This is a genomic window from Arcticibacter sp., assembly GCF_053551015.1.
This window is the reverse complement of the sequence record NZ_JBMQOB010000003.1, coordinates 271,896-286,812: the sequence shown is the minus strand read 5'-3', so window position 1 is coordinate 286,812 and position 14,917 is coordinate 271,896. Positions and strand designations below refer to the sequence as shown.

At 45.9% G+C, this 14,917-nt stretch carries 9 protein-coding genes; 7 read left to right on the top strand and 2 right to left on the bottom strand.

Translation table 11 applies throughout. From position 1 onward, the window contains the following. Position 1 precedes the first annotated feature (1 nt). From recD to ACO1NU_RS01665, 7 genes are all read left to right on the top strand, one after another. Positions 2-1,792, top strand: a complete 1,791-nt coding sequence (gene recD / locus ACO1NU_RS01695) for an exodeoxyribonuclease V subunit alpha (RefSeq protein WP_448816714.1) — start codon at positions 2-4, stop codon at positions 1,790-1,792. A gap of 1 nt (position 1,793) precedes the next feature. Next, positions 1,794-5,000 carry an exodeoxyribonuclease V subunit gamma gene (gene recC, locus ACO1NU_RS01690; RefSeq protein WP_448816713.1) on the top strand — a complete coding sequence of 1,069 codons (3,207 nt, stop codon included), beginning with the start codon at positions 1,794-1,796 and terminating at the stop codon, positions 4,998-5,000. Further along, a complete protein-coding gene (gene recB, locus ACO1NU_RS01685) occupies positions 4,984-8,382 on the top strand; it encodes an exodeoxyribonuclease V subunit beta (protein ID WP_448816712.1) in 3,399 nt (1,132 codons plus the stop codon). Before recC ends, recB begins: the two co-directional genes overlap by 17 nt. A 69-nt stretch (positions 8,383-8,451) precedes the next feature. Continuing rightward, positions 8,452-9,678 (top strand): MFS transporter, encoded by a 1,227-nt coding sequence (locus ACO1NU_RS01680; RefSeq protein WP_448816711.1) that lies wholly within the window; start codon positions 8,452-8,454, stop codon positions 9,676-9,678. A 1-nt stretch (position 9,679) separates the two neighbouring features. Beyond that, positions 9,680-11,167 carry an ATP-binding cassette domain-containing protein gene (locus ACO1NU_RS01675; RefSeq protein WP_448816710.1) on the top strand — a complete coding sequence of 496 codons (1,488 nt, stop codon included), beginning with the start codon at positions 9,680-9,682 and terminating at the stop codon, positions 11,165-11,167. A gap of 159 nt (positions 11,168-11,326) precedes the next feature. After that, the gene (locus ACO1NU_RS01670) at positions 11,327-12,367 is read left to right on the top strand and encodes a glycosyltransferase family protein (RefSeq protein ID WP_448816709.1); all 1,041 of its coding nucleotides are present in this window, start codon (positions 11,327-11,329) and stop codon (positions 12,365-12,367) included. 20 nt (positions 12,368-12,387) lie between these two features. After that, entirely contained in the window at positions 12,388-13,716 is a 1,329-nt protein-coding gene (locus ACO1NU_RS01665; RefSeq protein ID WP_448816708.1) for a GH1 family beta-glucosidase, read from the top strand. A gap of 35 nt (positions 13,717-13,751) precedes the next feature. Here the strand turns inward: ACO1NU_RS01665 and ACO1NU_RS01660 are convergent, their stop codons facing one another. Both ACO1NU_RS01660 and ACO1NU_RS01655 read right to left on the bottom strand, forming a co-directional pair. Continuing rightward, entirely contained in the window at positions 13,752-14,480 is a 729-nt protein-coding gene (locus ACO1NU_RS01660) for an acyl-CoA desaturase (RefSeq protein WP_448816707.1), read from the bottom strand. Between the two features lie 71 nt (positions 14,481-14,551). Further along, positions 14,552-14,884 carry a DUF3817 domain-containing protein gene (locus ACO1NU_RS01655; RefSeq protein ID WP_448816706.1) on the bottom strand — a complete coding sequence of 111 codons (333 nt, stop codon included), beginning with the start codon at positions 14,882-14,884 and terminating at the stop codon, positions 14,552-14,554. Positions 14,885-14,917: the final 33 nt, after the last annotated feature.

Sequence of the window (14,917 nt, the reverse complement as noted above, 5' to 3'; positions counted from 1 at the left end):
CATGCAAACCTTAAAAGACGTTCATCTTCAATTTGCCTCGTATTTTAAAAGCCGGTTCCTGGAACCCTATATCTATTTGGTATCTAAAAAGCTCAGTGAAGGACACATTTGTTTGCGCCTGGATCAGCTAAAGGAGGAAGAAGAAGGTCTTCACGAAGGTTGGGAGGGTTTTCTGCAACAGCAGGACAGGCTTGCAGACGAAGAGCTTGTAACGACTGATCCAGAGGGTTATCAACCTTTTGTATTGCATAACAACCGACTTTACCTACACCGGTATTTTCAGTATGAAAGCCGGATCCTTCAGCGGATTCTGGCGTTCATTGATACGGAAGCGCCTCTTCAGAACCGCAGAATAGAAGAACTTGAGCTGCAACGTGAGACTGTTCTGGCGTTATTCCATGAAAGCGACCTGGCGGAGCAGCGGCCTAACTGGCAGCTTGCTGCGGCAATAAATGCTGTACTGCAAAACTTCACTATCATAACGGGAGGGCCGGGCACAGGAAAGACAACCACGGTAGCCAAGGTTCTGGCCCTTCTGTATTCATTGAATAAGTCGTTGAGGGTAGCCCTTGCGGCACCTACCGGTAAGGCAGCTGCACGGATGGCTGAATCTCTGAAGGCCGCAAACTTTCGTCATAGTGAAGGACTTACCGCTTTTTTCCAAAACCTCGAGCCTTCGACCATTCATCGCCTGTTAGGTTATATTCCAGATTCTCCATTCTTCAAGCATCATAAACAGAATCCATTGAACCTCGATGTGATCATTGTAGACGAATCGTCCATGATCGATGTCGCTTTGTTTGCCAAGCTTCTGGATGCGATAGGTCCGCAGACCCGTCTCATCTTGCTGGGCGACAAAGATCAGCTATCATCTGTGGAAGCGGGAAGTTTATTCGGGGATTTGTGTCTCGCCCAGGAAAAGCTGAATGTTTTCAGCAGGGACAGATTAGCGCTGATTAACTCGTTTTCTGAGCCCCTTGCGCAGATAGATAGCGGCGCGGTTGCCGACAACCTAAATCATCCGCTGGCTGAACGGGTGATCGAATTGCGCTTTAGTCGCAGGTTTAAAGATGAGGAAGGTATCGGGAAATTTAGCAAAGCCATTATTAACAATGATGTTGCTGTTGTAAGGAGTTTTATTCATTCGGAAGGCGACAGGCACGTAGCAGTCGATACACTTTATTCTGATAGCCGGTTTACCGATTTTATAAGCGCCTATGAAGGGTATATCAGGGAGCCTGACACGGCAAAGGCTCTGCAACGCCTGAATGATCTGCGTGTGCTTTGTGCCATGAGGGAAGGCCCGAATGGACTATATGCTGTCAATCTGAAGATTGAGCGTTATCTTGAGAGCGCGGGACTGATTAAAGCAGATAAGGAATTTTACGAGCACCGCCCTATAATCGTAACCAGTAATAACTACAACCTGGGGCTCTTTAATGGGGATATTGGATTGATTCGCCCGGATGAAAATGGGGTGCTCTATGCCTGGTTCGAGGACAAGGATGGGGTGATTAAATCATACAGTCCGGGTTTCATCACCAACTGTGAAACGGTTTTCGCCATGACCATCCATAAGAGCCAGGGTTCTGAGTTCACGAAGGTTCTGGTGGTGTTACCCGACGATGTGAACAGCACCATCCTTACCCGGGAGTTGCTGTATACAGGAGTGACGCGGGCTCGGGAGTTTGTGATGGTGCAGGGGTCTGAGGAAGTGATCGTGAGATCTTGCGAACGCTTTGTTGAACGTGCCTCAGGTATTGTAGAAAGATTAAAGTTAACGGAGGCGTAAAATGGGTTTGTATTTCAAAGTATCCAATTCTTTATCGAAGCTGGCAGAGAGTCTTTGCTATGATCTCAGCAGACAGCAATCGGGTGTTTTCCAGCCGCACATCATCGTTACCCAAACAGATGGGATGAACAACTGGCTGAAGCTCGCTTTTGCTGAAAATATGGGCATCGCGGCGAATTATCAGTTCTATAAGCCAAGCGATCTGATTAACCAAATCTATTATGTATTAGGAGGCAAGGGGTCAGGCACGACTCTTTCAGCTGAAAATACATCCTGGTTGATTTATCATTTGCTAGATGATCCTCAATTTATATCCAGGTTCCCGGATGTTTCCGGATATTATAAACATAGTGGTCCTGACAGTGACCTGAAGCGAATGGGCCTGGCAGATAAGCTGGCCGATTTGTTTGATCAATACCAGATTTACCGTCCGGAGATGATCATGAAGTGGAACGAGACCGCCTTGTCAGAGGTGGGCGGCGAATGGCAGCAGTATCTGTGGATCAAAGCGAGGAATTTATCTGCCAGGCAATTGCCCGATAAGACGCTCATAGGAGCCTATATTCTGCAAACGCTGCGAGATGGACAGCATATTGATCTGCTTCGTACCTATATGCCGGCAATTCATGTCTTTGGATTGTCCATCACAACAGGTTATCACCTGACGCTTTTTTATGAGATTGCGCGTTATATCGACTTCTCCTTTCATATTCTGAATCCCGCTCCTGCGGTTTACTGGTTTGAGGATAAGAGTGAGAAGCAGCTTGCCTGGATGAAGAAGAAGGGTTTTGCGGAGCTAAGTGAGAAAGCTATAGGTAATCCTTTGCTGACTAGCTGGGGCAGGGTGATACAAAATACGTTTCATTTGTTCTTTCAGAATGATGATATGCTGAACGTCTATGAAGAGGCTGAGCTTGTGGAGCCTGCTCCTGATACCCTCCTCGGTAAGATTCAGCATGATGTTTTTTACAATCTTGTAGGCGAGGAACGGAACGAGATTTTTGGGGAGGATCTTTTGGATGGTTCAATCTCCATAAGTTCCTGCTTTACTCCCGCGAGGGAGGTTGAGGCCTTATACAATTATCTGGTGCATTTGGTGGACAAACGAGGAGAGGAGTTGTCGCCCCGTGACATTGTGGTCATGGTGAGTGATATTGATGCTTATGCCCCCTATATCAAAGCTGTTTTCAGCAATGTTCCTTACAAGTTTCAATACACGATAGCGGACGAGAATTTCACTAATACAGATACGGTCAGTAATGCGTTACATGCATTATTCTCTCTGAGCGAAGATCATTTCGGTGCTGAGGAGGTGCTTCAGCTTCTGGACTCAAGCTATATCCGAAAGCGATTCGGGATTACAGATCTGGAGTTGATTCGTTCTGCCGTAGGCAGGGCGAACATACGCTTTGGTATGGAGGGTAGTCCTGTAGATGAGACGGTGTACGTAAGCTGGAAATATGGTGTTCAGCGGCTGATGTATGGAGTCTGTATGCTGGGAAATGAAGAATACAGAACAGGAGAGGATGGGTTTTATCCTCTTGACAGCATTGAAGGCTCTGCCTCTTATGAGATCATCCGTTTTTGCCACTTTATTGAGGTGCTGATGGACTTTGTCCGGAGGCGGCGGCAGGCGAGAACAATTGCGGGCTGGGTGCAGTACACGCAGGATGTATTGGAGAACCTGATATGGGATCCGGAAGAGGGTACGGAGGAGGATTACGAGCTGCTGCTCTCTGAATTAAATAAATACAATTTGCTGACTCCGATGATAGAGGAGGTGATCGGCTATGAAGTTTTCAGTTATAAGTTCTTGCAAACGATCTCCGGCTCGACAAGAGCGGGAGCATTTGTGCAGGGCGGCATTACCTTCTGTTCGCTCATTCCGATGCGGAGTATACCTTTCAAGGTGGTGGCGCTTCTGGGAATGGATTTTGATAAATTCCCGAGAAAGGAAAATCCGGTGAGCTTCAATTTGTTGGAAAAGGACAGAAAGCGGGGAGACCGGAATGTGAAAGAGAATGATAAGCATCTTTTCCTTGAGACGATCTTGTCTGCTCAACAATATTTTTATATCAGCTATATCGGGCAGAGTGCACGTGATAACACATCCTTACCGCCTTCAGCAGTGATAGATGAACTGATTGATTATATAGAATCGGGGACGGTGGAGAGCGCTTCTGTTAAGGAGAATCTGATTACGCAGCATCCCCTTCATAGTTTCAGTCAGAAATATCAAAGCGGGGTGGGCCAACTGTTTAATTATATCACGCATGAGGGCTCGGCCATTTCGCTGATCGGTCGGGGAAAGCAGCATGCTGTGAAGGAAATCACAGAAGTATCTCTACGCTCGCTCGTATCTTTCTTTAAAAATCCTATTAAGGCTTATTATAATGATGTGCTGGGTATCTATTACCATGTGGATAAGGTGCTAATGGATGAGACAGAGCTTTTTGAGCTGGATAAATTGCAGCAGTGGCAGTTGAAGCAAGACTTACTGAGCCTGGAAGCTATAGATGCTGATGCGCTGAGGCAAAAGCTGGTGAAAACGGGTGGGTTGCCCCTGAAGAGTATGGCTGAGATTACCCTGGCTCAGCTTGAGGAGGAGGTGCTGCCGGTAAAGTCGCTTTTCCGGGATTGTATTGGGGACGCTTGTCTGAGGAGCATTTCCCTGGAAATTGAACTTTCAGGTGTCGTTTTGAAGGGGAGCCTGCAACAGGTTTATGGAGACATGCTTGTTTATGTATCATGGTCGAAGCATGAAATGAAATATCTGATCGACGCCTACATTCAATATCTTTTCGCCCACGCTGCGGGTGAGGCATTGTCGCTCTTTTTTGTCTCGGCAAATAAGGGCCAGGTCTATCAGGGAGCTGAGATGAGCCAGGCTGAAGCCTTAGCGAGCTTGTCGGAGCTGGTTGCACTATATAAGGAAGGTCACCGTAAGCTACTTGCATTTTACCCCGATTTTAATGTGGAACCTCAGGAGTTTGTCGGTTTTACGAGGGAGAAGTTCAATACGACAGTAAAGAAGAAGTTCGGCGACAGCATGTTTCCATGCAGGGACACGTATGCGATGAAGGAATTCGAAAAAGGATTCTTTTTTAAAGATGAGGTCTATCAGGACTTCCTCGGGCACACGGAGACGATCCTGATGCCTTTAACTGAAATATTTCCAACTTATTTTAAGAATGGCGGCAACTCATAAATTTGAAGATTTCGATGCTACTCAGGTTCCTCTTCAGGGAAGTAATCTGATTGAAGCAAGTGCCGGCACGGGTAAGACCTACTCTATTGCTATATTGATGCTCCGCCTGATCCTGGAGAAGCAGCTACAGGTAAAGGAGGTGCTGATGGTAACCTTTACGAAGGCTGCGGTGGCTGAACTGGAGGAAAGAATCCGTCTGTTTATCCGTACGGCGTATAAATATGCGAAGGGAGATTCGATCGCGGATCAGACGATCATGCAACTCGTCGATCAGGCATTGGAAGAACATGGCGATGAACAGGTTGAGCAGCTGCTCCGTGATGCGGTGTTATTTCTCGACGAGACATCGGTTCTGACCATCCACAGTTTCTGTCAGCAGACACTCACACAATTCGCTTTTGAAACTAAGCAGCTTTTCGGAGCGGAAACCCTCCAGGATACCAGTGCTGTTCTTCAGGATGAGGTGAATAGATTCTGGAGGAAAGAGGTTACGACCTTGCCTGCAGAGCTGCTTCAATACCTGATTGACGTGGGTTTAAGCAGACAAAGCATTTTGAATGTGGTTCGGGAGCACCTGGGAGGTAAGCATTACATGTCGTTCCGGGAAGAAGACGAATATTCGTTTTGTGCAGATGAGCATGATGAAATACTCCGGATGCTCAAGGAGCTGAAAGCCAGTAAGGATGATCTTCGGCAATGTTTGGTTGAGCATCTGGGCGAGCGGTCTGAAGAGGTCAGGGAGAAAGCGATGGGCAATTCATATGCGCGTAAGAGCTTGCAGGAGCATTTTGGTAATCCGGAGGCTTTGCTTGACGCCATTGTCAGCAAGAAGGGCACGGGTTATATCCAGAAGCTCTTTCCGGATCTGTTGGAGCGACAGACGGAGTGTGATGATGCTGCGGAAAAATGGAATGCAGAGGTTTTCAAGGTCATAAGCCGCTTTAATTGTATGGCCATCGGCCAGATTTCGCGGGGCATCAGCGAGTTTAAGATGCAAAGCAATCAGATGTCGTTCGATGATATGATTGTGAACTTGCATGAGGCTCTTGTTGTAAGAAAGCAGGATCCGCTGATAAAGGGTCTGAGAGATAAATATAAGGCGGTGTTCATTGACGAGTTCCAGGATACGGATGACCTGCAATATGCGATTTTCCAGAAGGCTTTTGGAGAGGAGACAATTCTTTTTTATATAGGAGATCCGAAACAGTCTATATATGCCTGGCGTAAGGCCGATATCGAGACCTATTTCCAGGCTTTTCACGAGGTAGAGCGACGTTATTCGATGAACACAAATTATCGTTCATCAGCCGCCTTTATTGCTTCGATGAATTTATTCTTTCAGCCGACTGAAGGCTTCGATACATTTTACTTTCAGGGAGCGGCAGACAGTATTGAATATATCCACGTAGACTCTCCTGTGCAGAATACCAAAGGAACGCTACTCAGGGATGGTCAGGAAGATGTTCCAATGAGCGTTTTTGAGTTGCCGAACAAAGATGCTATTGCCGATGGCGTGGCTGCCCAGGTGATGGCCCTGCTTGATGGAACAAGCTACGCTATTTTGAAGAATGGACAGCAGCGGGCTGTACGACCTTCGGACATCGGAATATTGGTTCGCAAAAACTCGGAGGGACAGGCTGTGAAGCGAATTTTGTCTAAATACAATATTCCAGCTGTCACTATAGGAGATTCGAAGGTGCTGCAGACCGAAGAGGCTATGGAGCTGCTTTATATTCTGGATGCAATGTTGAACATTTCTTTGTCAACCATTAACCGGGCACTGCTTTCTCCAATGACGGGTTTGTCGACCGAAGATCTTCTGATTCTGGATGAAGAACAGGCAACTGAACGTTTCGGGCATTACAAGTCGACCTGGGAGAAAGATGGAATCTATAATGCGCTTATGGACTTTATCGCCGATTTTAATGTGCAGCAGAATCTGCTTAAAGGCGATGTGGAAAACGGAGAGCGGATTATTACGAATGTGTATCAGCTGGTGGAGCTGTTTCACAAGGTACAGTCGTCTAAAATGTTGAGCCCTCAGGAGCTTTTGAGTTGGTTAAAGCGTGGTATTGACGGTATGGAAACTGAGGGTGACGAATATCTGCAACGCGTAGAGAGTGATGATGAAGCGATAAAAATAGTGACCATCCATAAAAGCAAAGGGCTTGAATACAATATTGTACTGGCACCTTACCTGGACTTTACATTTTTCGATAAGCGGGAGATATTCAGCTTCAAGCATCCTGAAATGCGGAAGTATGTTTCTGCAGTGAAGCGGGAGCTGACGGATACCAACATGACACTCATCAGTTCGCAGGAAGAGCAGGAAAATCGCCGCCTTTTGTATGTGGCTATTACACGAGGGGTATATAAGTGCTTTGTTTATAAGAATACGCGTTCGAAAAATTCTACCCTCGAAGCGTTTACGCATGTTCTTAAAAATTCAGGGGCATCGCTCATCGCGTTTGAAGATGCACCGGAGCTAGCGGAGGCTTATACCTTCCGCAAGGGTGAACGTGCATGGAAGCCCTTCGTCCTAGAGTCGCAGGTCAATTTCCAGCTTATACAGCAGAACTGGACCAGGATGAGCTATAGCCGGTTGAACGTACAGCATGAATCTTCTACCCGGTATGTTTATAGAAAGCATAAGAATGCCTATGACGAGTTCATATTTAACCAGTTGCAAAGAGGTGCAAACACGGGAAATATGCTCCACTTTCTATTTGAGACGATCAATTTTACGGACCAGGATAAATGGGGCGATAAGATCGACCAGGCAATAAAGCGCTTTGCACCGAGGCTTCATGAGGATCTGCCCGTGATGCTGTATACCTTGCTCACGCATGCGATGAATGCAGTAATCCCCTTGGGAGGGAAGGAGTTTTCATTATCCGGTGTCCACTTTACACGTCGGATCCATGAGCTGGAGTTTGACTTTACTGTCCCCGCATTTAATCCTTACCACCTAAGGTCGTTATCAACCGAAAGTGTAACTGTAGATGTTCATGCGCCAGGCTCCCTTGAGGGTTTGATGAACGGAAAGATCGACTTGTTTTTTGAGCATGATGGCAAATACTATGTACTAGACTGGAAATCAAATTTTCTCGGTGATACGGTGGATGACTATGACAGGAAGAGTATTGCCAAGGCTATGAATGAGAATAATTACCATCTTCAATACCTCTTGTATACGCTTGCGGTTAAGAAGTATCTCTATACCCGGTTGTCGGAGTTCGATTACGAACGCGATTTCGGGGGTGTGATTTATGTGTTTGTGAGAGGCGTGCGGGCAGGACAGGGAAGCGGAATCTATGTTCAAAAGCCCTCGGAAGAAATCATAGCCAGGTTGGAAGGTATTCTCAGTTTGGAGGACGCATAAGTTGACCAGACGTCTTAATTGCTTATTTTTGCCGCTTATCGGGGCGGGAGTGTGCTGCCAGACAATACTATGAAAGAACAGGTCTTACAATCAGGTGGCTCTTCCACCAGGGAAATTCTTAATAAAACAGCTTTTCCGGTCTTATTTACGATCAGCTTTACTCATCTGTTAAATGATTTGATGCAGGCTATTGTGCCTGCGGTTTATCCGATGTTTAAGTCGAATTTCAATCTGACGTTTGCGCAGATAGGACTGATTACATTTGCTTCACAGCTTACAGCTTCGATACTGCAACCCTTTATTGGGTACTATACGGACCGGACGCCCAGGCCGTTTTCTCTCGCGGCGGGTATGCTCTTTACTTTGTCGGGGCTCATCGTGCTTGCTCTCGCACCTGGATTCGGAACGATTCTGGCCGCGGTTTGCCTGATGGGCGTGGGATCGGCGATCTTCCATCCGGAATCGTCGCGAGTAGCTTATCTGGCGTCTGGAGGAAAGAGAGGGTTGGCTCAGTCGATATTTCAGCTGGGGGGAAATGCCGGCAGCGCTGTCGGTCCGCTCTTAGCCGCAGTGATCATTGTTCCTTACGGTCAGTTTAATATCCTCTGGATCACCCTGGTATCTGTTCTGGCGATCATAATCTTGTTCAGAATCGGTAAGTGGTATAAAGGTCATTTGGTGTTGCGGGCAGCAGGTAATCATCCGGCGGACGTCAAACCTAATCTCTCAAAAGTTAAGATCTGGAGTTCCGTAGCCATCTTATTGGTTCTGATCTTCTCGAAATATTTTTATATGGCGAGTATGACGAGCTATTTTACGTTTTACCTGATTGAGAAGTTCGGGGTATCGGTTCAGCAGTCGCAGCTCTACCTGTTTATCTTTCTTGGTTCTGTAGCTGCGGGAACGTTGATAGGCGGACCATTGGGAGATACTTTCGGAAGAAAGTATGTGATATGGTTCTCGATATTGGGAGCGGCGCCATTTACGCTGATGTTACCTTTTGCAAGTTTATTTTGGATAGGGGTCCTGGCAGCTATTATCGGGGTGATCATCGCTTCGGCATTTTCAGCGATTCTGGTGTACGCCCAAGAACTACTTCCTGGTAACGTAGGAATGGTATCGGGGCTGTTCTTCGGCTTCGCTTTTGGAATGGGGGGACTTGGTTCTGCGCTTCTTGGTAAACTGGCCGACGCCACGAGTATTGAGCATGTGTTCTATATTTGTTCTTTCCTGCCACTGATTGGCGTGATCACCGGTTTCTTGCCTTCTCTCAATAAGTTAAAGCCCAAAGTTTGACATGGAGAAGATTATCCTGGAATTCGACAAGGTTAGTGTTAGAAGTATGAACCAGATCATTTTCAAAGATCTGAGTTTTACGATCAGAGATAGTGAAAACTGGGCGTTGGTTGGTGAGAGTGGGTCGGGCAAGAGTGCCTTACTAGAGACGATAGCCGGCAGGCTTGGGATTACCAGCGGGCATATTGATCATACTTATTTTGATAGCAGGCCGGTGAATTCAGATGATGCTATACTGAACTGGCATAAACGGATATCTTTCGTTTCCTCCAGACACAGCTTCCGCAATTTGTCTAATACCACTGAATTCTATTATCAGCAGCGCTATAATTCCTTTGATTCGGATGATGCGCCAACCGTTGCATCTTACCTGTCGGGTCTGAACCATCCGGGGGCGAATTCGTATTGGACGATGCAGCGGGTGATAGCCAGATTGCATTTGGAAGAGCTGAAGGATGAACAGATCATTAAGCTGTCGAATGGTGAAACGAAACGCCTCCTTCTGGCTGCTGCCCTGTTGAAGAACCCTATTCTTTTGTTGCTTGATAATCCGTTGACGGGACTTGATGTAGAGCGTCGTGCAGATTTTAATCGTTTGATCGCTGAGATCAACGAGTCGGGTATCAGGATCATTATGGCTACATCGCCTACTGAAATCCCTGAAGCGATTACTCATGTGGCTATTTTGGGAGAAGGGAAAGTTCAAAAGCATGTGAGCAGGGCGGAGTTTTCCGGTCTCGAAGAGCGAACAGGCTCAGGCAATACTATCGACGAGACCGAGCTTAGAGAGCTAATTGGAAGGAAGGCTGAAGAGCCATTCGAATACATTGTTCGTATGCAGCAAGTCAACATCCGCTACGGAGATGCGGTGATCCTGAAAGATGTTGACTGGACCATCCGGCAGGGGGACCGCTGGGCACTTGTGGGTGAAAACGGATCGGGAAAATCGACATTGCTTAGTTTGATCAATGGTGATAATCCACAGGCTTACGCAAATGATATTGTACTTTTTGACAGAAAAAGGGGGACTGGAGAGAGCATCTGGGACATTAAGAAGAAAATAGGTTTCGTGTCGCCTGAGCTCTTTCAGTATTTTCCATCATCAATGACCTGCATACAGGTTGTGGAATCGGGGTTTTATGACACCCTTGGGCTGTTCAGGCCCTCTAACCCCAGGCTTGCAGAGATTGCACGAAGATGGTTAAAACTAATCGGGGTGAATGAAAAGGAGTCGCAGCTCTTTCGGAATGTTTCGGCCAGTAGCCAGCGTTTATGCTTGCTGGCCAGGGCGATGGTTAAGAACCCACCTTTGTTTATTTTTGATGAGCCTTGTCAGGGTCTGGATATACGTCAGCAAGCGCATTTCAAGCAGGTGGTTAACGCCATCTGCAGAAACAGTAATGCCTCTTTGATATACGTGAGCCATTACGAAGATGAGCTGCCGGAAGTAATTGAACATACCCTGCGTTTATATAAACAACCACTGTAGTTAGGCTGTTTATACAAGTATTACCCTGAGTACATATTCAATTTACATAGGCCCTGTAAATTGCTGTACAAATAGAACGGTTATGCGATTAAATCCGGTTTGTATATATTATTATCTTAAAGAACGTTATTTTCGTGCGAGGATACGCTCCTTTTTCCTATGAAGATACTTTATGCTATCCAAGGTACGGGTAACGGCCATTTAAGCCGGGCGATGGATGTTGTTCCATGTTTAAAGCAATTGGGAGAAGTGGACATCCTGGTTAGTGGCATACAATGTGACCTGGTGCTACCCTTTGAAGTAAAGTATAAACTTAAGGGTCTTAGCTTTATTTTCGGCAAAGCGGGTGGTGTGAACCTATGGAAGACCTTAGTAAAAGCTAATCTGCGACGGCTGGTAAAGGGCATCAATTCATTGCCTATAGAAGATTATGATCTGGTGATCAATGACTTTGAGCCTGTCTCTGCCTGGGCCTGTTATATGAAGAACAAGCCCTGTATAGCGCTAAGTCACCAGGCAGCAGTATTATCTCCAAATGCGCCACGGCCAGAGCATCGCGATATGATCGGAAACCTCGTTCTGAATAATTACGCGCCTTCCAGTGCCAGGCACGGATTTCATTTTCAGTCGTACGATGAGCATATCTACACACCCGTAATCAGAAGTCAGGTACGTCTGCAGGAGGTTCGGGACAATGGTCATTATACCGTCTATTTGCCCGCTTATGACGATGCCCGCCTCATTAAGCAACTTTCGGCTTTTAAGGATGTTCAGTGGGATGTGTTTTCCAAACACAATAAGAAGAAGCTGACCATTAAAAATATAACCGTTCAACCGATTGATAACGAGAAATTTACCAGGAGTATGGCCCGTTCTGCAGGGGTGCTGACGGGTGCAGGTTTCGAGACACCAGCGGAGGCATTATATATGGGTAAGAAGATCCTGGTAATTCCTATGAAGAACCAATTTGAGCAGCACCTGAATGCTGCTGCATTGCGTGAGATGGGCGTGCCGGTGATTAAAAGTTTGAAAGATAAGTATGCACCAGCGATACAGACCTGGCTGGAGTCGGGCAGGATTATCCCGGTCGACTATCCTGATATGACGCAGGAAATTATTAATTCGGTTGTATATAACCACAGCAGAGAAGAGCCGGGGCAATGGTCTGTGGACGATCAGTTTGGTTCAACTATTCTTTAATTTGTTTATACAGGAGAGGATTGAATAAGGACGAATTTGGTAAAAGTTTTAAATGGGGGGTATCTACCGCGGCTTTTCAGATTGAAGGAAGCTGCTCAGCAGAGGGGAAAGGCCCTTCTATATGGGATACTTTCAGTTCCCGGAAGGGGAAAATACTTCATGGGCAACATGCACGGGTGGCTTGCGATTTCTATAATAGATACGAACAGGATCTGGATCTGGTAAAGGCTCTTCATATTGGCAACTTCAGATTTTCATTTGCCTGGAGCAGGATATTACCTGAAGGGAAGGGAACCGTTAACCAGAAGGGGCTTGATTTTTATAACCGTCTGATAGATTCTAGCCTGGAACGGGGAATTAATCCCTGGCCTACATTATATCATTGGGATCTTCCGCAAGCATTGGAGGATCTGGGTGGCTGGACAAACCGGGATATAGTGGGCTGGTTTTCTGATTATACAGATCTATGTGCAAGAAGTTTTGGTGACCGAATTGATCATTGGATGGTCATGAACGAGCCCATGGTTTTTACCGGGGCCGGGTATTTTCTTGGGGTGCATGCACCTGGAAAGACAGGATTGAAGAATTTTTTCCCTGCGGTGCATCATGCTGTATTGAGCATGGCTGCCGGGGGTAGAATATTGAAGTCGGCCAATTCACAAGCTGAAGTAGGGACCACATTCTCCTGTTCCCATATTGAGCCATATTCTCAGAAGTCATGGAATGTGTCGGCAGCAAAGCGCGCAGATGTATTGTTTAACCGTTTGATGATTGAGCCGGTCCTCGGAATGGGATATCCGGATGAGGAGCTTAGTATACTGAAAGGCATCCGCAAATACATGCAAGCGGGCGATGAAGATAAGATGGCGTTTGATTTCGACTTTATAGGGCTTCAGACCTACACGCGTGAAATCGTCAGGTATTCTCTATTGACACCCTATTTGCATGCCAAACTAGTGAAGGCGGAGAACAGGAAGGTGCCGCTTACCACCATGAAGTGGGAGGTATACCCCGAGGGGATTTATTCCATTATCAAGAAGTACAGTGCCTATAAGCAGATTAAAAAAATTTATATCACGGAGAATGGCGCTGCATTTCCAGATGAGCTGCGAGATGGGGGAGTAGATGACCAGGAGCGACTTTCGTTTATACAGACAAGTTTGCAGCAGCTTCTAAAAGCAAAAGATGAGGGTTGTCCCGTTGATGGTTATTTCGTGTGGACACTGACTGATAATTTTGAATGGGCTGAGGGGTACCATCCTCGCTTTGGCCTCATTCACGTTGATTTTAATACACAGAAGCGGACCATTAAGTCTTCAGGAAAATGGTACGGTGAATTCCTCAAATAAAAAAAGGCGCTTGTTTAAGCGCCTTTTTTTATTTCTTATGCTTTTCTCAGCCGGATCAACCTTGTCCAGTGCAGGAATTTGATTACGGGATAGATCGGGTCCACTTCAAACCAACGGTACCCAAAGTTTGGGCTATTAGGGAATCGGTGGTGGTTATTCTGAAACAGTTCGCCCAACATCAGAAAATCAAATGGGGTTGTGTTTTTTGAATGATCGTTATTGTCAAAGTTTGCGTATCCGTATTTATGTCCGCACCAGTTGACGATTGCTCCATGAATCGGTCCCATCAGAAAATGGATAGGCAGTAGCAGGTACATCCACCAATGTGTCGCAAATTCCATGTAAAATGCAATATATAATGCTCCGAACATTAATCTCGAGGCAATTGATGATCCAATACGGTCGATGATCGGCCATTCAGGATAGACTGCAGAACCTCTGGCTTCCTTATCTTGCGTTCTCCTAACGTGATCTTTAAATGTAAGCACGGTAGCCCACATCAGCTGAAACACATCTTTGAAAAAGTGTGGAGAATGAGGATCCTTTTCCGTATCACTGAAAGCGTGGTGATCACGGTGCATAGTTGCATATGCTCTTGGGTTCAGGAAAGAAGAGCCCTGGCATATATAGGTCATCAGATATAAAACGCGTTCAAAAAACTTGCTTGTGGTGAACACCTTATGGGAAGCATATCGGTGCAAAAAGAAGGTCTGGAAAAAAAGAGAAAGGAACCAGTGACCTACAAAAAATAATAAAATATACATTGATACTAAAACGTGTAAAGGGGAATACTAGTATGTACGGGTAAAATTAAACTTAATCTTGTATAAGATACCTAATTTGTTGAGAAATTGTTTTTCATTGAAGTCTCGGCCTCTCTTTTTAGTTCTTTATCAAGGTAAAAAGTGGCAAGGGGTACCAGTGATGCAATAAGGTATTTGAGCGCTCTGGCAAATGACCATTTTGCCAGGAAAGTTACTTTAAATACGGCGGCTATGTACAGAACGAACAGAATGCCGTGAGCCCATCCTGTATATTTTACTACGATTGGATAGTCGTACATATACTTTAATGGCATGGCAATTAGCAGCAGAAATACATAAGATATTCCTTCAACAATTCCTACGAAGCGAAGTTGATTGAGGGCTTTAACAGTGGCGTTTGTCATATTTACTCTATATTAAGGTGTTGTAAGAACCTT